At 71.6% G+C, this 17976-nt stretch carries 18 protein-coding genes; 6 read left to right on the forward strand and 12 right to left on the reverse strand.

From position 1 onward, the window contains the following. Positions 1-299: 299 nt before the first annotated feature. Together ACFWUZ_RS13730 and ACFWUZ_RS13735 are read left to right on the forward strand one after the other, a co-directional pair. Positions 300-1580, forward strand: a complete 1281-nt coding sequence (locus ACFWUZ_RS13730; protein WP_384371613.1) for a PTS transporter subunit EIIC — start codon at positions 300-302, stop codon at positions 1578-1580. Positions 1581-1673: 93 nt separating this feature from the next. Next, positions 1674-2582: a hypothetical protein gene (locus tag ACFWUZ_RS13735; protein WP_384371615.1), complete on the forward strand. Its 909-nt coding sequence runs from the start codon at positions 1674-1676 to the stop codon at positions 2580-2582. Between the two features lie 240 nt (positions 2583-2822). On the opposite strand, the gene ACFWUZ_RS13740 is transcribed toward ACFWUZ_RS13735, so the two are convergent. Next, positions 2823-3575 carry an MBL fold metallo-hydrolase gene (locus ACFWUZ_RS13740; RefSeq protein WP_384371617.1) on the reverse strand — a complete coding sequence of 251 codons (753 nt, stop codon included), beginning with the start codon at positions 3573-3575 and terminating at the stop codon, positions 2823-2825. A 195-nt stretch (positions 3576-3770) separates the two neighbouring features. Between ACFWUZ_RS13740 and ACFWUZ_RS13745 the strand changes: the two genes are divergently transcribed. Beyond that, positions 3771-4193 (forward strand): hypothetical protein, encoded by a 423-nt coding sequence (locus ACFWUZ_RS13745; RefSeq protein ID WP_384371619.1) that lies wholly within the window; start codon positions 3771-3773, stop codon positions 4191-4193. 619 nt (positions 4194-4812) lie between these two features. On the opposite strand, the gene ACFWUZ_RS13750 is transcribed toward ACFWUZ_RS13745, so the two are convergent. From ACFWUZ_RS13750 to clpS, 7 genes are all read right to left on the reverse strand, one after another. Continuing rightward, positions 4813-5763: a PLP-dependent cysteine synthase family protein gene (locus ACFWUZ_RS13750; RefSeq protein ID WP_384371621.1), complete on the reverse strand. Its 951-nt coding sequence runs from the start codon at positions 5761-5763 to the stop codon at positions 4813-4815. After that, positions 5763-6050 carry a MoaD/ThiS family protein gene (locus ACFWUZ_RS13755; protein ID WP_384371623.1) on the reverse strand — a complete coding sequence of 96 codons (288 nt, stop codon included), beginning with the start codon at positions 6048-6050 and terminating at the stop codon, positions 5763-5765. The genes ACFWUZ_RS13750 and ACFWUZ_RS13755 overlap by 1 nt, the downstream gene beginning before the upstream one ends. 92 nt (positions 6051-6142) lie before the next feature. Further along, positions 6143-6250 (reverse strand): putative leader peptide, encoded by a 108-nt coding sequence (locus tag ACFWUZ_RS13760; RefSeq protein ID WP_310941867.1) that lies wholly within the window; start codon positions 6248-6250, stop codon positions 6143-6145. A gap of 77 nt (positions 6251-6327) precedes the next feature. Further along, positions 6328-6750, reverse strand: coding sequence for a Mov34/MPN/PAD-1 family protein (locus ACFWUZ_RS13765; RefSeq protein WP_384371625.1), 423 nt, complete (start codon positions 6748-6750; stop codon positions 6328-6330). An 83-nt stretch (positions 6751-6833) separates the two neighbouring features. Beyond that, entirely contained in the window at positions 6834-8288 is a 1455-nt protein-coding gene (locus tag ACFWUZ_RS13770) for an amino acid permease (RefSeq protein WP_384371627.1), read from the reverse strand. 318 nt (positions 8289-8606) lie between these two features. Continuing rightward, positions 8607-9209 (reverse strand): DUF2017 domain-containing protein, encoded by a 603-nt coding sequence (locus ACFWUZ_RS13775; protein WP_384371628.1) that lies wholly within the window; start codon positions 9207-9209, stop codon positions 8607-8609. Then, on the reverse strand, positions 9209-9523 hold the full coding sequence (gene clpS, locus ACFWUZ_RS13780; RefSeq protein WP_384371630.1) for an ATP-dependent Clp protease adapter ClpS: 315 nt from the start codon (positions 9521-9523) through the stop codon (positions 9209-9211). The genes ACFWUZ_RS13775 and clpS overlap by 1 nt, the downstream gene beginning before the upstream one ends. A gap of 80 nt (positions 9524-9603) precedes the next feature. Between clpS and ACFWUZ_RS13785 the strand changes: the two genes are divergently transcribed. Both ACFWUZ_RS13785 and ACFWUZ_RS13790 read left to right on the forward strand, forming a co-directional pair. After that, positions 9604-10932, forward strand: a complete 1329-nt coding sequence (locus tag ACFWUZ_RS13785) for a nicotinate phosphoribosyltransferase (RefSeq protein WP_384371632.1) — start codon at positions 9604-9606, stop codon at positions 10930-10932. 119 nt (positions 10933-11051) lie between these two features. After that, positions 11052-11645, forward strand: a complete 594-nt coding sequence (locus ACFWUZ_RS13790; protein ID WP_384371634.1) for an isochorismatase family protein — start codon at positions 11052-11054, stop codon at positions 11643-11645. Between the two features lie 64 nt (positions 11646-11709). On the opposite strand, the gene ACFWUZ_RS13795 is transcribed toward ACFWUZ_RS13790, so the two are convergent. Next, positions 11710-12021 (reverse strand): hypothetical protein, encoded by a 312-nt coding sequence (locus ACFWUZ_RS13795; protein ID WP_384371636.1) that lies wholly within the window; start codon positions 12019-12021, stop codon positions 11710-11712. Positions 12022-12133: 112 nt separating this feature from the next. Beyond that, complete coding sequence (locus tag ACFWUZ_RS13800; protein WP_384371785.1) at positions 12134-14488, reverse strand: immune inhibitor A domain-containing protein; 2355 nt, start codon at positions 14486-14488, stop codon at positions 12134-12136. A 439-nt stretch (positions 14489-14927) separates the two neighbouring features. Between ACFWUZ_RS13800 and ACFWUZ_RS13805 the strand changes: the two genes are divergently transcribed. Further along, a complete protein-coding gene (locus ACFWUZ_RS13805; protein ID WP_384371638.1) occupies positions 14928-15191 on the forward strand; it encodes a hypothetical protein in 264 nt (87 codons plus the stop codon). 205 nt (positions 15192-15396) lie between these two features. On the opposite strand, the gene ACFWUZ_RS13810 is transcribed toward ACFWUZ_RS13805, so the two are convergent. Beyond that, complete coding sequence (locus ACFWUZ_RS13810) at positions 15397-16101, reverse strand: RDD family protein (protein ID WP_384371640.1); 705 nt, start codon at positions 16099-16101, stop codon at positions 15397-15399. Between the two features lie 89 nt (positions 16102-16190). Beyond that, positions 16191-17729, reverse strand: coding sequence for an RDD family protein (locus ACFWUZ_RS13815; RefSeq protein ID WP_384371642.1), 1539 nt, complete (start codon positions 17727-17729; stop codon positions 16191-16193). Positions 17730-17976: the final 247 nt, after the last annotated feature.

Raw genomic sequence — 17976 nt, forward strand, 5'->3', positions numbered from 1 at the left:
CGCGGCGGCCGGTCCGGCGGGGCTTCCGGTCCGTTCTCCAGGCCCTCGGTTCCATGGATCCGGGGGCTTCGGTCCTGTCCGGAGGTCCGGGGGGCCGGGTGTGCGGCGGCTGCGGCCGGAGTGTGGCGCAGGCCACAGGAAATCGAAGGTTCCTTATCTAACCCTCACCGTGTTACAACTGGTCTACACCAGAATTGGTGTAGACCACGCGGGCCCGTCTGTGCTCGCGTACCCCCCTTTTTCGAGACGCCGCCGTCCCCCGGCTTGCCCTGGCGGTGCCTTGCCCACTGGAGGAAGTTGTGACGACGGCCAGCGCTGCCCCGGCAGCCGAGAAGAAGAAGGGCGCTGGCGTGATGGCTGTCATGCAGCGCATCGGCCGGAGCCTCATGCTCCCCGTTGCCGTGCTGCCCGCCGGCGCGCTCCTGCTCCGCCTGGGTGCGGGTGACATGCTCGGCGACAAGGACGTCTTCCCGACCTTCGTCCTCAAGATCGCCGGTTACATGGCCGCGGGTGGCGGCGCGATCCTCGACAACATGGCGCTGCTGTTCGCCGTCGGCATCGCGATCGGCTTCGCGAAGAAGTCGGACGGTTCCACCGCCCTGGCCGCCGTCACCGGCTACCTGGTCTTCCAGAAGGTGCTCGCCACCTTCACCGACAGCAACCTCCCCCAGGTCGCCAAGGTCGTCGGCGGCAAGATCGTCAACGTGGACGCCCCGGTCAACGCGGGTGTGCTCGGCGGTGTCGTGATGGGTGTCATCACGGCCCTGCTGTACCAGAAGTTCTACCGGACCAAGCTGCCGGACTGGGCGGGCTTCTTCGGCGGGCGCCGCCTGGTCCCGATCCTGTCGGCCTTCGCGGGTCTGCTCACCGGTATCGTCTTCGGTTTCATCTGGCCGGTCCTCGGTACGGGTCTGCACAACTTCGGTGAGTGGCTGACCGGTTCCGGCGCCGTCGGCGCGGGCATCTTCGGTGTCGCCAACCGTGCGCTGATCCCGATCGGCATGCACCACCTGCTGAACTCCTTCCCGTGGTTCCAGGCCGGCTCCTTCGACACCCCCGACGGTGCCGTCCACGGCGACATCGCCCGCTTCCTCGCCGGTGACCCGAGCGCCGGACAGTTCATGACCGGCTTCTTCCCGATCATGATGTTCGCCCTCCCGGCGGCCTGCCTCGCGATCGTCCACTGCGCCCGTCCCGAGCGCCGCAAGGTCGTCGGCGGCATGATGTTCTCCCTCGCGCTCACCGCGTTCGTGACCGGTGTGACCGAGCCGATCGAGTTCACCTTCATGTTCATCGCCCCGGTGCTCTACGCGATCCACGCGGTGCTGACAGGTGTCTCGCTGGCCCTGACCTGGGCGCTGGGGATGCGCGACGGCTTCGGCTTCTCCGCCGGTGCGGTCGACTTCCTGCTCAACCTGGGCATCGCCAGCAACCCGTGGGGCCTGGCCGGTGTCGGCCTCTGCTTCGCGGTGGTCTACTACTTCGTCTTCCGCTTCGCGATCACCAAGTTCAACCTTCCGACGCCGGGCCGCGAGTCCGACGAGGAGCTGGCCGAGCTGGTGAAGGCCGAAGCCAAGTAGGTCAGGGCGCCCGCTCACCTCAGGACCGAAGTCCCCGCCTTTCCTTACGAAAGGCGGGGACTTCGGCGTTCACGGGTTCCCTAGCGTGGAGGCATGACCGAACAGCGCATCCTCGATCTCGACCGTGACCGGCTCGCCGCCCTGCGCGGCCGGGCCCTGACCCGGACCGTCGCCGCCGCGGAGGGGCGGACGGTGGTCGCCGAGGTGTTCGCCGAGCGTGCCGCCCTGTCCCCGCACCCCGACGGCCGCGGTGTGCACAACGCCGAGCTGGTGGCCGCGTTCGGCGCGGACGTCGTCGTACTGAACCTCATCGAACGGGCCTGGGACGGCGAGCGGCTGCGGCTGCCCGGACTGGGCGAGTTCGCCTCCTTCACGGAGCTGGCCCAGGTGATCGGGCGCCCGGTCGGCGTGAACCTGGAGCCCGGTGACGTACCGGAGATCCGCCGGGCGAAGCCCGAGTACGTCAAACGGCTGATCGGCATGGGTGCGGCGATGCTGTGCATCACCGCGAACCCGGGCACGGGCGGCTCGTACGGGGCCATGGCGCGGGTCACAGAGGAGCTGCGCCGGGGGCTCGGCGAGGACGCGGCGCTGTGGTCGGGGAAGATGCACCACGCCGGGCACCCGGAGCGGGTCACCACGGCGCGGCTGACCGCGCTGGCCGATGCGGGCGCGGACGGGGTCGTGATGCCGCTGCCCGGGACGCTGCCCGGGGTGACGCGGGAGCTGGCCGCCGAGGCGGTGGCGGCGGTGCAGGACGCGGGCGCGATCGTGATGGGCGCCATCGGGACCAGTCAGGAGGGCAGCCACGCGAACGTGGTGCCGCAGCTCGCGCTGAACGCCAAGGAGGCGGGCTTCGACGCGCACCACTTCGGGGACTCCTACGTGCCGGGGATGTGCGACCCGGAGGTGATGTACGCGTACTCGGTGGCGATCCGGGGGCGGCGGCACACCTGGAACCGGATGGCCCTCGGCGGTCGCCGGACCCGCCCCGCAGCGTGACCGCCCAGGAAGCGGCGAGGGCGGCCGCAGCGGCCCGGGCGAAGCCTTCCGTCCGGCTCCAGCAGCAGCCGGCGCATGGGGGGCGTGGTGCCCGCGGCGCGGTGGACGGCGCTGCGGTACAGGGCGGTCCGGCCGGCGAGCGCATCATGGGCCACCGGCGGGCGCCGGCCGTGACGACGGCAACGGTGCACGGTGCGCGCCCCCGGTCCGCGGGACGACGAGGATGCGGCTCGAGGAGGGTCAGACCTCGTAGACGGCGCCGGAGTGCGCGAGGTCGACCGGGCCGTCGTAGACGGCGCGGGCGTCGGCGAGGTTCTGTGCGGCGTCCGTCCACGGCGGGATGTGGGTGAGGACGAGGCGGCCGACCTTGCCGCCGCGGGCGTACTCGCCGGCCTCGCGGCCGTTGAGGTGGAGGTTCGGGATGTCCTCCTTGCCGTGCGTGAAGGAGGCCTCGCAGAGGAAGAGGTCGGTGCCCTCGGCGAGCAGGCCCAGCTCGGGGCAGACGCCGGTGTCGCCGGAGTACGTGAGGGAGCGGCCGGCGTGCTCGACGCGGATGCCGTAGGACTCGACCGGGTGGGAGACCCGCTCGGTGCGGACCTGGAAGGGGCCGATCTGGAAGCTGCCGGACTTCAGCGTGCGGAAGTCGAAGACCTCGCTCATCGAGCGCTCGTCGGGGACGTCCTCGTACGCGGCGGTCAGGCGCTTCTCGGTGCCTTCGGGGCCGTAGACGGGGATGGTGCCGCAGCGTCCGCCCTCGTGCCGGTAGTAGCGGGCGACGAAGTAGCCGCACATGTCGATGCAGTGGTCGGCGTGCAGATGGCTCAGGAAGATCGCGTCGAGGTCGTAGAGGCCGCAGTGGCGCTGGAGATCGCCGAGGGCGCCGTTGCCCATGTCGAGGAGCAGCCGGAAGCCGTCGGCCTCGACGAGGTAGCTCGAACAGGCCGATTCCGCGGACGGGAACGAGCCCGAGCAGCCGACGACGGTGAGCTTCATGGAGCGTGAACCTCCGTGGACGGTCCGTGGACGGAATGCGGGCCGTGCGTGGGTCGAGCGTAAGGCGCGAAACGTCTGGTCGCTCCTCCGCGGCGGGCCGTTGTGGGGGGAATCACCTGTGCTGTCACCCGGGGGAGCGACGGTGGGTACAGGCGTTGCCGTGCCGGGGCGTTCCCGCGCGGCTACGGTCGAAGCATGGACACGTCCTGGTGGCCCGCCGTGGCCGCGGTCGTGGTCGTGGCCCTGGTGATGCTGTTCGCGGGGCGGCGGCTGGGGCTCCCCCGGCGTCCTCCGGCAGCGCACGGGAGCGGTCCCGCGCCCCGGCCGCGGCCGGGCGAGCTGTGGTGCCTGGTGGACGGGCGGACGTGTCTGGTACTGGCGGTGGGGCCGGTACGGGCCCACCGGGCGCGGGTCGCGTGGATCACCGGGAAGTACGACGACCGGCGGGCCGGGGTGATCCCGCTGCCGCCGGGGACGGTGGGGGCGCAGGGCCGGGCGGGGTTCCTGGAGGCGGACCGGCCGGCGGAGGTGTCGCTGTGGGACTTCGGGACGCGGCTGGGCACGCTGGATCCGGCGGTGTGGGACGAGGTCAAGGGGCTCGGAGGTGGTGCCCTGTGACGCGGGTGGGCGGGTGCGGCGGGTGTACGAGGCGCCGGAGCCGGCGGAGGACGGGGTACGGGTGCCAGCCACGCGGCGCTCCTGGCGGAGCTCCTCCGGGACCGACCCGGCGATGGGGGGCTTGCCGATCGGGCCGGGCTTACGGCGTCCGCCTGACGGAGCCACCGCCGCGCGCGACGCGCCGCACCGTACCCGGGGCTCCGCCCCGGACCCCGTACGGCGCTCCGCGCCCGCGCCTCAATCGCCGGCGGGGCTGGATGTGCCCTCGGGGCAACCCAGCCCGGGCGCTGCCCGCACCCGCAGCCCGACGCCGACCTCTTGCCGCGCCCTCCGGGCAGAGCCCGACCATCAGCCCTGCCGGCCTCTGCGGCCCGACTCCGGGCAGAGCCGGACCATCAGCCCCGCCGGCGTTTGAGGCCCGGCTCCGGGCAGAGCCCGACCATCAGCCCCGCCGGCGTTTGAGGCGCGGGGGTCCGGGGGCCGGCCCCCGGCAGCCGGGCCGCGGGCGGACGACGAGCACGGCACGTCCCCAGCCCCGCCGGCGTTTGAGGCGCGGAGGGCCGGGGGCGGATGACGGGCGCGGATCGGCCCGGCCCGGGGCACCCACGCCCCCGAGGGGCTACGCCCAGAGCTGGCCCTGGAGGACCTCGATGGCTTCTTCGGTCGTCGCCGCCGTGTAGACGCCGGTGGACAGGTACTTCCAGCCCCCGTCGGCGACGACGAAGACGATGTCCGCCGACTCACCCGCGGCCACCGCCTTGCGGCCGACGCCGATCGCCGCGTGCAGGGCGGCCCCGGTGGAGACGCCCGCGAAGATCCCCTCCAGCTGGAGGAGCTCCCGGGTGCGGGTGACCGCGTCCGCCGAGCCCACGGAGAAGCGCGTCGTGAGGACGGAGGCGTCGTACAGCTCGGGGACGAAGCCCTCGTCCAGGTTGCGCAGGCCGTAGACCAGGTCGTCGTAGCGCGGCTCGGCCGCGACGATCTTGATGCCTTCGACGTGTTCGCGGAGGTAGCGGCCGACGCCCATCAGGGTGCCGGTCGTGCCCAGGCCCGCCACGAAGTGGGTGATCGAGGGGAGGTCCGCGAGGATCTCCGGGCCCGTCGTGGCGTAGTGGGCGCCCGCGTTGTCCGGGTTCCCGTACTGGTAGAGCATCACCCAGTCCGGGTGCTCCGCCGCCAGTTCCTTGGCCACCCGGACCGCGGTGTTCGAGCCGCCGGCCGCCGGCGACGGGATGATCTCGGCTCCCCACATGGCCAGCAGGTCACGCCGCTCCTGGCTGGTGTTCTCCGGCATGACGCACACGATGCGGTAGCCCTTGAGCTTGGCCGCCATCGCCAGCGAGATGCCGGTGTTGCCCGAGGTGGGCTCCAGGATCGTGCAGCCCGGGTACAGCCGGCCGTCCTTCTCCGCCTGCTCGACCATGTGGAGCGCGGGGCGGTCCTTGATCGAGCCGGTGGGGTTGCGGTCCTCCAGCTTGGCCCAGATGCGCACGTCGTCCGAGGGCGACAGCCGCGGCAGCCGGACCAGCGGGGTGTTGCCGACCGCGGCCAGGGGGGAGTCGTAGCGCATTACTTCGATCCGCCGGCTACGGCCGGGAGGATGGTGACGCTGTCGCCGTCCTTGAGCCCGGTGGAGATGCCGCTGAGGAAGCGGACGTCCTCGTCGTTGAGGTAGACGTTGACGAAGCGGCGCAGCTCGCCGCCCTTGGACTCGTCGACGATGCGCTCGCGGATGCCCTTGTGGCGGGTCTCCAGGTCCGAGAAGAGGTCGTCCAGGGTGGCGCCCTCGCCCGTCACGGCCTTCTCGCCGTCGGTGTAGGTGCGGAGGATGGTGGGGATGCGGACCTCGATGGCCATGGCTGGCTCCAGTGTCGTGAAGGGGCGTGAGAACGTGAACCGCGCGGTTCTTGTGCGCCCCCGCGCGAGAGGGGCTGTGGTGCGCTGTGGGCTCAGGCAGCGGGACAGATGGCGCTGGCGAGGCGGCACAGGTCGACGTGCAGCCGCGCCACGAGCAGCAGCCTGCCGGGCGTCTCGATGCTCACGTCGTGGGGAACCATGCGGTCATGTTAACGATTCCCGGTCCCCCGTTTGGAGTGTGATTCCGCATCGTGGACGCATGCGGCTCACATAGTGGTCAGTAGGCCTCGACGACCTGCACTTCCTCTTCCGTGATCACGCCTTCGACGATCCGGTACGAGCGGAACTGGAACTCCCCGAGGCCGTCCTCGTCCGCCGTGGAGACGAGCACGTAGTGGGCGCCGGGCTCGTTCGCGTAGGTGACGTCGGTGCGCGAGGGGTAGGCCTCGGTCGCGGTGTGGGAGTGGTAGACGATCACCGGCTCCTCGTCCCGGTCGTCCAGCTCGCGGTAGAGCTTCAGCAGGTCCTTCGAGTCGAACTCGTAGAACGTGGGCGAGCGGGCGGCGTTGAGCATCGGGATGAAGCGCTCGGGGCGGTCGGTGCCCGCCGGCCCGGCCACGACTCCGCACGCCTCGTCGGGGTGGTCCTGGCGGGCGTGCGCGACGATCTGGTCGTAGAGGGCCTGGGTGAGGGTCAGCATGAGCGACAGGATAGACAGACGGACCCCCGCGTACCGAGGAGTGGTACGCGGGGGTCCGGATGCTGGACAGGAGGTCCGTGGCGTCAGACGTCCACGCTCAGCGAGACCTTCACGGAGGAGTCGCCGCCCTGGCCGCGGCGCTTGGAGAACAGGTAGGCCAGGCCGAGGAGCAGACCCCACAGCGGGGCGCAGTAGAGCGAGACGCGGGCGTCCTTGTCGGCGCCCATCATCACGATGACCATGCCGATGAAGAGCAGGGCGAACCAGCTGGTCCACGGGGCGCCGGGGGCCCGGAAGGAGGACTGCGGGAGCTCGCCGCGGTCGGCCTTGGCGCGGTAGCGGAGCTGGCAGACCAGGATCATGACCCAGGCCCACATGCCGGAGATGGTGGCGAAGGAGACGACGTAGTCGAAGGCCTTGCCCGGGGCGACGTAGTTGATCCAGACGCCGACCAGCATCAGCGAGGCGGAGAAGGTGGTGCCGATCAGCGGGGTGCCGCTCCGGGTCAGCCGGGTGAAGATCTTCGGGCCCTGGCCGTTGAGAGCGAGGTCGCGCAGCATGCGGCCGGTGGAGTACATGCCCGAGTTGCAGGAGGACAGGGCGGCGGTCAGCACGACGAAGTTGACGATGGCCGCGCCGACGCCGAGGCCCATGCGCTCGAAGGCGGCCACGAAGGGCGAGACGCCCGGCTGGAAGTGGGTCCACGGGACGACCGACAGGATCATGATCAGCGCGCCGACGTAGAAGACGGCGATGCGCCACGGCACGGTGTTGATGGCCTTGGGCAGCGTCTTCTCGGGGTCCTTGGACTCGCCTGCGGTGACGCCGACCAGCTCGACCGCGAGGAAGGCGAACATGACGATCTGCAGGGTCATCAGCGTGCCGCCGATGCCCTGGGGGAAGAAGCCGCCGTCGTTCCACAGGTTGCTGACCGTGGCGGTGTCGCCCGCGTCGGAGAAGCCGATGGTGAGGATGCCGGCGCAGATCAGGATCATGCCGACGATGGCGGTGACCTTGACCATGGAGAACCAGAACTCCAGCTCACCGAAGAGCTTCACGGAGATCAGGTTGGCGCCGTAGAGGATGACCGTGAAGATCAGCGCGTACGCCCATTGCGGGAAGCTGTCATGGGTCCAGTACGCCATGTACTGCGCGGCCGCGGTGACCTCGGTGATGCCGGTGACCACCCAGAACAGCCAGTACGTCCAGCCGGTCACGTACCCCCAGAAGGGGCCCAGGAACTCGCGGGCGTAGTCCGAGAAGGAACCGGAGACGGGGCGGTACATGAGCAGCTCGCCCAGGGCCCGCATGATGAAGAAGATGACCAGGCCCGCGATGGCGTAGGCCAGGATGAGGCTCGGGCCGGCCTTCGAGATCGCCTTGCCCGCGCCCAGGAAGAGGCCGGTGCCGATGGCTCCGCCGATGGCGATCATCTGGATCTGGCGGGCGCCGAGCGTGCGGTGGTAACCCTCGCCGCTCTCGCCCGGGGTGCCCTCGCCGGGCGTCTTGCCGTGCTGCTCGACCTGCACTGAGGTCATGTCTGGTGCGCCTTTCTCCACGCCGACCCGCGCCTTCACTGGCTGCGGATCGGGTCCTCGATCCCCCCGGATACGGATGGAGTTGCACGCCGGCGGTCAGCCGGTCAAAGCGGGCCGGGAGACATGGGTGGCGTCCCGTCGGCGGTCGTGAAGATTTATCACGTGCTTACGGGCCGGTGAGGGAGGCGAATGTGACGTGGAGCACCGGAAATGGGGGACATAAGCCCCGGAACGCATCAGATCACCGCATGGCGGTGATCTGATCGTTATCCGGATTTGAGCGTCCGCTGAGCGAACGATGTACGCCTCGGAGGGTCCTCAAAGGGTTTCGATGAGGGTCTCCTGGAGACCGCCGAGCCACAGGTACGCCATCACCATCGGCTTGCGCGGGTCCTCGTCCGGCAGCCGGAACAGCACCGCGCTCTCGTCGTCCTCGGTGATGTCGAGCCGGGCCGCGATGGTCAGCCGCAGGTCGTTGAGGGCGCCGAGCCAGCGCAGCGGCTGTTCCCCGGTCAGCTCCAGCACCGCAGCACCGTCACCGGCGGGGGTGAGCCCGTCCAGACTCCGTACGACGGCCAGCGCGTCCTCGCGCTTGCGGGCGCGCAGGTCGTTCTCGGTGAAGCGGCGGAACTCCGCCGAGCGGGCCGTCAGCTCCGCCGGGTCCACTCCCTGCTCGGCGGCGCCGTCCGGGGCCCCGTAGGCGTCGGGGAAGAGCCGGGCCAGGGCCGGGTCGGCCGGGGGCTCGGAGGGGCCCTCGGCGAACAGTGCGGCCAGCGGGTCGGCGTCCTCGGCCGGCTCCGGGGCGCCGGGGCCGATCAGCTCCAGCAGCTGGACCGCCAGGGAGCGGAGGATGGAGATCTCGATCTCGTCGAGCGCGATGGCGGCCCCGCCGCCCTTCAGCGCCTGGAACGTGCCGCCCATCAGTTGCGGTCCTGGGTGAGCGTCGCCCACAGGCCGTAGCCGTGCATGGCCTGCACGTCGCGCTCCATCTCCTCGCGGGTGCCGCTGGACACGACCGCCCGCCCCTTGTGGTGGACGTCGAGCATCAGCCGGTGCGCCTTGTCCTTGGGGTAGCCGAAGTACGCCTGGAACACGTACGCCACGTAGCTCATGAGGTTGACCGGGTCGTTGTGCACCAGGGTCACCCAGGGGACGTCGGGTTCGGGGACCGCGAAGGTCTCTTCGGCCGATTCGGTGCGTTCGATCTCAATGGGAGCAACACTCACTTGTCCCATGCTGCCACTGCGACGGGCCGGTCGCACAAACGGGCCCTACATCTCGTCACTCTGACGAAATGTGCGCTAGCATCCGTGACATGAACCCTGCGGACCTGGGCCTGCCGGTGGACGTGCCGTCGACAGCGCTCTTCACTGACCACTACGAGCTCACGATGCTGCAGGCCGCCCTGGCGAACGGCACCGCCGACCGCCGCTCGGTCTTCGAGGTGTTCACCCGGCGGCTGCCCGAAGGGCGCCGCTACGGCGTGGTGGCCGGCACCGGCCGGGTGCTCGACGCGGTGGAGAACTTCCGCTTCGACGGCGCGGTGCTGGAGTTCCTGCGCGAGCGGGCCGTCGTCGACATGCGCACCCTGGACTGGCTGGCCTCGTACCGCTTCTCCGGCGACATCTGGGGCTACCCGGAGGGGGAAGTCTACTTCCCCGGCTCGCCCATCCTGCGGGTCGAGGGCAGCTTCGCCGAATGCGTGCTGCTGGAGACCGTGATCCTCTCCATCCTCAACCACGACTCGGCGATCGCCGCGGCCGCTTCCCGGATGTCCTCGGCGGCCGGCGACCGGCCGCTGATCGAGATGGGCGCACGCCGCACCCACGAGCTGGCGGCGGTGGCCTCCGCGCGCGCCGCGTACGTCGGCGGCTTCACCTCCACCTCGGACCTGGCCGCCGGCTTCCGGTACGGCATCCCGACGGTCGGCACCAGCGCCCACGCCTTCACCCTGGTCCACGACGACGAGCGGGACGCCTTCACCGCCCAGGTGGCCTCGCTGGGCAGCGGGACGACCCTGCTGGTGGACACGTACGACGTCGCCGAGGCGGTACGCACGGCCGTGGAGGTCGCCGGGACCGGCCTGGGGGCGGTCCGGATCGACTCCGGCGACCTGCTGCTGGTCGCCCACCGGGTGCGGCAGCAGCTGGACGAGCTCGGCGCGACGTCGACGCGGATCGTGGTCACCTCGGACCTCGACGAGTACGCCATCGCCTCGCTGGCCGCCGCACCCGTGGACGCGTACGGGGTGGGCACCCAGCTGGTGACCGGCAGCGGGCACCCGACGTGCTCGATGGTCTACAAGCTGGTGGCCCGCGCGACCTCGGCGGACCCGAAGGCGGCGCTGGCGCCGGTGGCGAAGAAGTCCACCGGCGGCAAGACCTCCATCGGCGGCCGCAAGTGGGCCGCCCGCCGGGTCGACGCGGACGGCGTCGCCGAGGCGGAGGTCATCGGCACCGGCCCGGTGCCGGCGGCGCTGGCGGACCGGCAGCTCCTCGCCCAGCTGGTCAAGGCGGGCGAGGTCGTCGCCCGCGAGCCGCTGGAGGCCGCCCGCGACCGCCACCGTGCGGCGCGCGCGGGGCTGCCCCTGTCGGCGATGCAGCTCTCCCGCGGCGAGGCCGTGATCCCGACGGAGTACGCGTAGCCCCCGCGGCGCCGTTGCGGGGATCGGGGCGGAGCCCAGTTTCGGGAAGGGGCGGGGTGGGGGAAGAGCCCCCGCGGGGCCCCGCCGCCGCACGGATACATCGAGCCGAAGGACACGTCATGCACCGCGCACTGATCGTCGTCGACGTCCAGAACGACTTCTGCGAGGGCGGCAGCCTCGCGGTCACCGGCGGGGCCGACGTCGCCGCCGCCATCACCGAGCTGATCGGCCAGGCCACGGCGGGCTACCGGCACGTCGTCGCCACCCGGGACCACCACATCGATCCCGGCCCGCACTTCGCCCGGCCCCCGGCCGAGCCGGACTACGAGACCTCCTGGCCGGTCCACTGCGTCGCCGGGACGGAGGGCGTTGGCTTCCACCCGAACTTCGCCCCCGCCGTCGCCTCGGGGGCCGTCGCCGCCGTCTTCGACAAGGGCGCGTACGAGGCCGCCTACAGCGGCTTCGAGGGGGCCGACGAGAACGGGGCGACCCTGACCCAGTGGCTGCGCGACCGGCACGTCACCGAGGTGGACGTGGTCGGGATCGCCACCGACCACTGCGTCCGGGCCACGGCCCTGGACGCCGCCCGGGCCGGCTTCGCCACCCGCGTCCTGCTCGACCTGACGGCCGCCGTCGCCCCGCACACCACCGCCCGCGCCCTGGACGAGCTGCGGGCGGCGGGCGTGGCCCTGGTGGGCGACCGGGCCGCCTAGGCGGCGCCGGGACGCGCCCGGAGGGCCCCGGGAGCACGGCGGGCCGGCAGGATCCGAAAAGGGCCTAGGTGCCGAGCAGGGCCCTGATCGGGTGCCACAGTTCCTGCGCGCGGTCCGGTGCGCAGCGCCACAGGAGGCCGTCCGGGTGGTGCAGGACGGCGGTGACCTCGTCCGGTGTCGGGGGCTGGGCGTTGCCCCGCAGGTACACGGCCCGCATGCCGAGGTTCCGCAGCCTGGTCAGGGCGCGGGCCCGGTTCGCGGCGTGCACCAGCACGCGGACGTTGCCGCTGTCGCCGTCGTCGAGCGCCGGCCTCGGCAGCGTGAGCGCGACCACCACGCTGCCGCCTGGCAACCTGACGAAACCTCCACCGGGCATGTCTGTCATCTCCCCCGTCAATAAGAAACTCGCACCACGCATCTAAACGCGATCGGCCGCCGCCCGCTAGAGGGCGACGGCCGATCATGCTTTGACCTGCGGCTTTACCGAGTTACTTCGAGGAGGGGCCGACCTCGACGGTCATGACTTCACCGTCGTAGGTCTCCTTCAGGATCTTGATCTTGGTGTTGGTGTCAGTGACCTTCACCGATCCGGTCGGGTTCTCGTCGTAGTAGTACTTGCCCTTGCGGTCGTCGAAGACCAGGTTGGCCGGCTTCGGCTTCAGGAACAGCGACTCGCCGTTCTTGTGCAGGGTGAACGCGTCCGTCGAGTAGGCGCTGAAGGTCGCGTCGTACGGCTGGATCTTGTTGCGCAGCAGCGTGCCGTCCGCCCACTTCATGGGCTTCGCGTTGGCGTCGACCGGGAGGATCAGACCCTGGCCGGGGTGCTGGCTGGTGTTGTTGTCCTTCTGCGAGGTGTCCCACTGCCAGATCAGCAGGCCGTCCTGGTAGGGGTAGTGCTCGACCCAGTCGGGACGGGTGTTGGCCCAGCCGAAGTTGTACGGACCCGCCTTGAGGGTGGAGTCGTACGAGACGTAGCGGCGGTTCTCGGCCAGGTAGTACTGCGCGTACTCCTTGGCGAAGCCGGCGCCGATGCGCGAGAAGCCCTTGCCGGTCCAGCCGTTGTCGCCGTTCTCGGCGCCGTCGGTGAACAGCGTGGCGCCGTCCGCGGTGATGTTGACGGCATCGGCGGTGAAGCCCTTGCCGCCCGCGCCGCCGTCCGTCTGGTAGCGGAAGCGGAGGTCGATCTTCTTGCCCGCGTAGGCGTCGAGCGGGAAGTTCAGCGACTTCCAGGCACCCGAGACACCGGTCAGCGACGGGCTGCCGGAGGCGTCGACCGGGAGGGCCGCGCCGTCGGCGGTGCCGGCGAGCGGCGTCCAGGTGGCGCCGCCGTCGGTGGACGCCTCGGTGTAGAGGTAGTCGTACTCGGCCTCGATGTCCCACCAGCCCTTGAGCGACAGGGCCGCGGAGGACTTGCCGGTCAGGTCGACGGAGCGGGTGAGGGTGTTCTTGAGGTCGTCACCCATGTTGCTCCACCACTGCGAGGAACCCTCGGCGGGAGCGACGACGTCCGTCTGGACCTTCTTCTTCGGCAGCTCGACGACCAGCGCCTGCTTGTCCTTGGTGTTGTACTCGGCGACACCCAGCTTGTGGGTGGACTTCGTCGCGGCCTTGGCCGTGTCGTAGTTCAGCCAGCCCAGCTGGAGCTTGTCCCAGGCGGTCATGTCGCCCGGGAGGTCGCCTATGGAGTCCTGGCCGGTGCCGAGCCAGGAACCGGCCGACATCAGGGACCAGAAGCCGACGCCGTTCTCGCCGCCACCGGAGGTGTCGTAGAGGTCCGGCAGGCCGAGGTCGTGGCCGTACTCGTGCGCGAAGACGCCGAGGCCGCCGTTCTCGGGCTGCATCGTGTAGTCGCCGACCCAGATGCCGGTGTCGCCGATCTGGGTGCCGCCGGCCTTGTTGTTCTCGGGGCCGGTCTTGCCCGCCTGGGTGCCGTAGGCGTACCAGCGGTGCGCCCACAGCGCGGTGGTGCCCTGCACGCCGCCGCCGGCCGACTCGTCCTCGCCCGCGTGGACGATCTGGAAGTGGTCGATGTAGCCGTCGGCCTCGTTGAAGTTGCCGTCGCCGTCGAAGTCGTAGCGGTCCCACTGGTCGTACTGGGCCAGCTGCGCCTTGATCTGGGCGTCGGTCCTGCCGGCCTTCTTCTGGGCCTCCGTCCACGCGAGGACGCCGTCCTTGACGGTGTCCCACACGTTGGAGCAGTTGGTCTGGCCGCAGTAGTTCGAACCGTAACGGCCCTCGTTGTACGGGACCTTCACCCAGTCGGAGACCTCGCCCTCGACCGAGTAGCGGCCCGAGGAGGTCTTCTCGTAGTAGGTCTTCAGCGAGTGCTTGCCCTGGCCGGTACCGAAGTACAGCTCCTGGAAGTAGTCGCGGCTGAAGTCCTTGCGCCAGGCGGTGCTGTTGTCCTTGGCGCGGTCCGGCTCGGCGATCGTGTTGTGCAGCGGACCGGGGGTGCCGCCGTACTTCTGGACCGGCGGCTGCGGGCCCTCCGGGCCGTCCGGGTCGTGCATGGTCGTGGTGTCGACCTGGTCGCCGAACTCGACGAGGATCGTGAAGATCTTGTCGGTCTTCTCACGGCCGAGCTCGACGTACTTCTTGTCGTCGAGCTTGACGACCTTCGAGGCACCCCGCTGCTCGACCTCCTTCTTGCCCTGCAGGACCTGCTCCAGGGCGGCCTCGCGCTGCTGCGCCTGCTGCTCGCTGAACGGGCCTTCGAGGTCGTGCTTGACGCGCTCCTTCGACGGAGCGGTCGGGTCCTGCCGGTCGGCGGCGGGCGGCGCGGACCGGCCCGGGTCGGCCTGGGCCGTGGTCATGAAGGCGCCCGAGGCCGCGGTGGCGGCCAAGGTCACGCCGATGGCGGCGGCACGCAGCGCGCGGCGGCGTACGGAGTTGCTGGTCACTTGATGTCGTTCCCCTCCCGCGGCCGCAACGTTGGTCGGAACGTCTCCATAGGAGCGGGGGGTTCCGCGCGGCGCGCGTCTCAAGTGACGACATTTGACCGGAGAGAACAAATAAAAGACAGACCTTGACTTGTTCCTTACAACTGCACTATGCGGGCGGCGAGTTCCGCTATCCGGACGTTCTCCCGTCATACCGGGCGAACGGGACTTCCCAATCCCCGTCAGGGCGCGAAGGATGACTCCGTGCGCCCCCCGTGCTGCGGCACCGTGGGTCAGGTCACGCTTACTGGCGGTTCCGCGCGGGCATCGGAGATCCTAGAGTCACTTGACGCGCGACCTGTTGAGCCGACTCCCCCTCCCGCCTTTGAGGACGGATATCGCCATGCCTCGTCCGACTGCCGCACAGCTCGCGTACGGGTCCGCCACCGTCGTCGTCTCGACGATCGCCATGCTGCTGCTCTCGAAGACGAGCACCGGACTGGGCGTCGCGGTCATCTCCGCGGCTGCCCTGGCCCTGGGCCTGCTCGTCGCCGTCACCGTGCCGGTCCCGAAGCGCCGGGGCCGCCGGGCGGCCGCGGCCGAGGCCTCCGGGGCGGGCGTGCCCGGCCGGCGGACGGCCGGCTCCGAACATCCCGTGCACCACTGAGGCGTTCACCACACCTCCGGAATCGCCTGCGGAAAAACGGCTGAAAACAGCCGCCGTTCACCGCCCCGCGGCAACGGTCGGCGCGAAGCGGCGTGGGCGGCCACCCCGGAGGGTGGCCGTGCGGGCGGGGGGGGGGGCCCCCCGCGCCCGGGGCCCCCCCCCCCCCCCCCCGCTTCGCGTCCGCGCGTTCTGTCCGCACGTGCCTCTAACGCGACTGGACCACCACGGTTTTGCCCACCTTGTCGTGCAGACCCTGCTTGTAGGGCTTGTCGACGAGGATCGAGATGACCAGTGCGATGGGCCACAGGCAGAAGCAGCAGATCAGCGTGGGCAGCCAGAGCGTGGCGGCGCGGCCCAGGGAGGCGTTGGACGGCGGGACGCTGCCGTCGTTGAGCATCGCGACGCGCAGGCCCATCGCCTTCTTGCCGACCGTCTGGCCGTTCTTCTTGGTGAACCACCAGTCGTAACCGACGTACGCGACGATCGCGATCAGCGTCATGATCAGGCCACTGCCGCTGTAGGACCGGGTGAAGACCTCGCTGAAGTCCTCGCCGTCGCTCGTCTCGACCGTGTACCGCTTCGTGCCGAACGCCAGCTGGATGAGGAACAGCGGGACCGCGATGATCAGTACGTCGATGATGCGCGCGGCGAGCCGCTTGCCGAAGTCGGCGAGCGGCGGCATCCCGGCGAGCGGATCGGGCATGCCGTAGCCGCCGCTCCCGCCGTACGGGTCACCGCCTCCGTACGGGGGAGGCGGCGGCGGGTATCCGCCGCCCGCGCCGCCCCCTCCGCCGCCGGGGGGCGGGGAGCCGTACGGTGAACCACCCGACGGCGGTGTCGGTTCCTGGGGCTTCTTGAGGAACGGATCGTCCTCGGGCGGCTGGCCCGGCGGCGGCTGGTCGGTACTCATGGCCCGAGTCGAACCCGGCTCCGGTACCCCCGCAACGGGAACGCGTCCGTTCGGGGGGCCGGGCAGGACGCACCCGCCCGGGACACCCCCTAACGGGCCACGTACGTCTTCGCCGCCTTGTCGTGCCAGGCCTGCCGGCGCGGGCGGTCCACGAGGCACCAGAGGCTGCCGGGGATGCCGAGGAGGGCGTACACCAGCCAGCGGCGCAGGGCGGCGCCGAAGGTGGGCGGGTGCAGGGTGGCGGTGGCCAGGACGCGGACGCCGAGCAGCTTCTTGCCGGGGGTGCGGCCCCACCGGGCGGTGGGCAGGGCCTCGTAGAAGACCCCGAAGAGGAGGACCGCGGCCAGGACCAGGCCGAGGTGCCCGGCGATGGTGGCGTCCAGCAGCCAGACGGTGGTGGCTCGGCCGCCGCCCCGGGCCGCGTCCACCTTGGCCTGGACGTGGGCGGTGGCCGCGGGGAGCAGCGGCCAGGAGGCCCCGGCGGCGACGGCGCCCAGGACGAGGGAGTCCAGGGCCCGGGCCACGGCCCGGCGGACCAGCCCCGCGGGGCGTACGGCGCGCTCGGCCATCCGCTCGAACACGGCGCGGGCGGTGGACTGCGGCCGCACCGCAGCCGCGGCCACTGCGGGTGCGGCCTCGGCCGCTCGGACGTCGGCCGCCTCGGCCGCTCGGACGTCGGCCGCCTCGGCCGCTCGGACGTCGGCCGCCTCGGGCGCGGACGGGCGGACTCCGGCGGGCCGCGGTGCCCACTCCTGCGCACGCGGGGCCCCGGCGGGCTCCGGAGCGCCGCGGCGGGCGGGCTCCGGGTCCCGCCCTGCGGTACGGGAGCCCGGGACGGGCCGGGGCGGGACCCAGTCCTCGGCCTCGGGGGCCTCGGCCGGTGCGGCGGGCGCGGGTGCCTCGGACCGCAGGGACCGCACGGCGGCCGGTGCGGCCTGGGCGGCCGGCAGCGCCGCCGGGGCCTCGGCGCCGCGCGGGGCCGCCTCGGGCCAGGAGGAGGTGATCCCGGACCCTCCCCCGGACCCGGACCCCGACCCGCCGGGGGCGTCGGGCCAGGCGGGGGCGGGCGCGGCCACCGCTGCGGCCGGGGCGGGGGCCGCCGGGGAGCGGGCCGACAGGATGCCCTGGGGCGGTGCGGGGAACCGCGTCGCCGGGGCCGCGGCGGCGGCGGCCGTACGGGCCAGGGAGATCCCCGCCGGGCGGACCGGCGCGGACTCCGGCGCGCGCTCCGGCTCGGGCGCCGGCTCGGGCTCGGGCGCAGGCGCCGTACGCGGCTCGGGCTCGGCGGGACCGCCCCACGAGACCCGGCGGTCGCGCGGCCCGCCGAAGCCGGCCTGGTGGGCGGGATCGGCCTGCCACACCGCCGGTTCGGGGTCCGGCGCCCGGTCCGGTTCGGGCAGCGCCTCGGTCGCGGAGGTCTCGTCCAGGAACACCGGCCCCGTCTCCTCGGCAGGAGCGGCGGGGGCGGCGGGCGCGGTGGGCGCGGCGGACACGGCCGGCGCGGCGGGGCGGCTCGTACCCGGGACCCAGGACGCGCCGTTCCAGTAGCGGACGTACCCGGGGATGGACGGATCCGGGTAGTAGCCCTCGCGGGCCGCTTGCCCGCCGTCACCAGGGGAGGCCGTCAATGTCCCCAACTCCGATCGTGGCTTGAGGCTTGTGCAGGGGAGGACCATAGCCAAGAACCGCGGCCCGACAGGTCCGGTAACGGGAGAATGCAAGCCTTCGGGCGAACCCCGCGCCATACGACTGTTTCCGGTCAGCCGACAGAAATCGGCCAATTTCTCTTTCGCTGCCGGAAGTCGCGTCATACCCCGCCGCCCCGGAGCTCTCTCCGGGTGTGGGGCGCGATCCGACCCCGCACACCGAAGCGAA

It is taken from the genome of Streptomyces sp. NPDC058646 (assembly GCF_042716875.1).
Classification (GTDB): domain Bacteria; phylum Actinomycetota; class Actinomycetes; order Streptomycetales; family Streptomycetaceae; genus Streptomyces.

What these genes read in the sequence shown, in the direction of transcription:
- ACFWUZ_RS13735 (WP_384371615.1), top strand. Translation starts at nt 1,674, where the DNA reads ATGACCGAACAGCGCATCCTCGATCTCGACCGTGACCGGCTCGCCGCC.
- ACFWUZ_RS13740 (WP_384371617.1), bottom strand. Translation starts at nt 3,575, where the DNA reads ATGAAGCTCACCGTCGTCGGCTGCTCGGGCTCGTTCCCGTCCGCGGAA.
- ACFWUZ_RS13745 (WP_384371619.1), top strand. Translation starts at nt 3,771, where the DNA reads ATGGACACGTCCTGGTGGCCCGCCGTGGCCGCGGTCGTGGTCGTGGCC.
- ACFWUZ_RS13750 (WP_384371621.1), bottom strand. Translation starts at nt 5,763, where the DNA reads ATGCGCTACGACTCCCCCCTGGCCGCGGTCGGCAACACCCCGCTGGTC.
- ACFWUZ_RS13755 (WP_384371623.1), bottom strand. Translation starts at nt 6,050, where the DNA reads ATGGCCATCGAGGTCCGCATCCCCACCATCCTCCGCACCTACACCGAC.
- ACFWUZ_RS13760 (WP_310941867.1), bottom strand. Translation starts at nt 6,250, where the DNA reads ATGGTTCCCCACGACGTGAGCATCGAGACGCCCGGCAGGCTGCTGCTC.
- ACFWUZ_RS13765 (WP_384371625.1), bottom strand. Translation starts at nt 6,750, where the DNA reads ATGCTGACCCTCACCCAGGCCCTCTACGACCAGATCGTCGCGCACGCC.
- ACFWUZ_RS13770 (WP_384371627.1), bottom strand. Translation starts at nt 8,288, where the DNA reads ATGACCTCAGTGCAGGTCGAGCAGCACGGCAAGACGCCCGGCGAGGGC.
- ACFWUZ_RS13775 (WP_384371628.1), bottom strand. Translation starts at nt 9,209, where the DNA reads ATGGGCGGCACGTTCCAGGCGCTGAAGGGCGGCGGGGCCGCCATCGCG.
- clpS (WP_384371630.1), bottom strand. Translation starts at nt 9,523, where the DNA reads ATGGGACAAGTGAGTGTTGCTCCCATTGAGATCGAACGCACCGAATCG.
- ACFWUZ_RS13785 (WP_384371632.1), top strand. Translation starts at nt 9,604, where the DNA reads ATGAACCCTGCGGACCTGGGCCTGCCGGTGGACGTGCCGTCGACAGCG.
- ACFWUZ_RS13790 (WP_384371634.1), top strand. Translation starts at nt 11,052, where the DNA reads ATGCACCGCGCACTGATCGTCGTCGACGTCCAGAACGACTTCTGCGAG.
- ACFWUZ_RS13795 (WP_384371636.1), bottom strand. Translation starts at nt 12,021, where the DNA reads ATGCCCGGTGGAGGTTTCGTCAGGTTGCCAGGCGGCAGCGTGGTGGTC.
- ACFWUZ_RS13805 (WP_384371638.1), top strand. Translation starts at nt 14,928, where the DNA reads ATGCCTCGTCCGACTGCCGCACAGCTCGCGTACGGGTCCGCCACCGTC.
- ACFWUZ_RS13810 (WP_384371640.1), bottom strand. Translation starts at nt 16,101, where the DNA reads ATGAGTACCGACCAGCCGCCGCCGGGCCAGCCGCCCGAGGACGATCCG.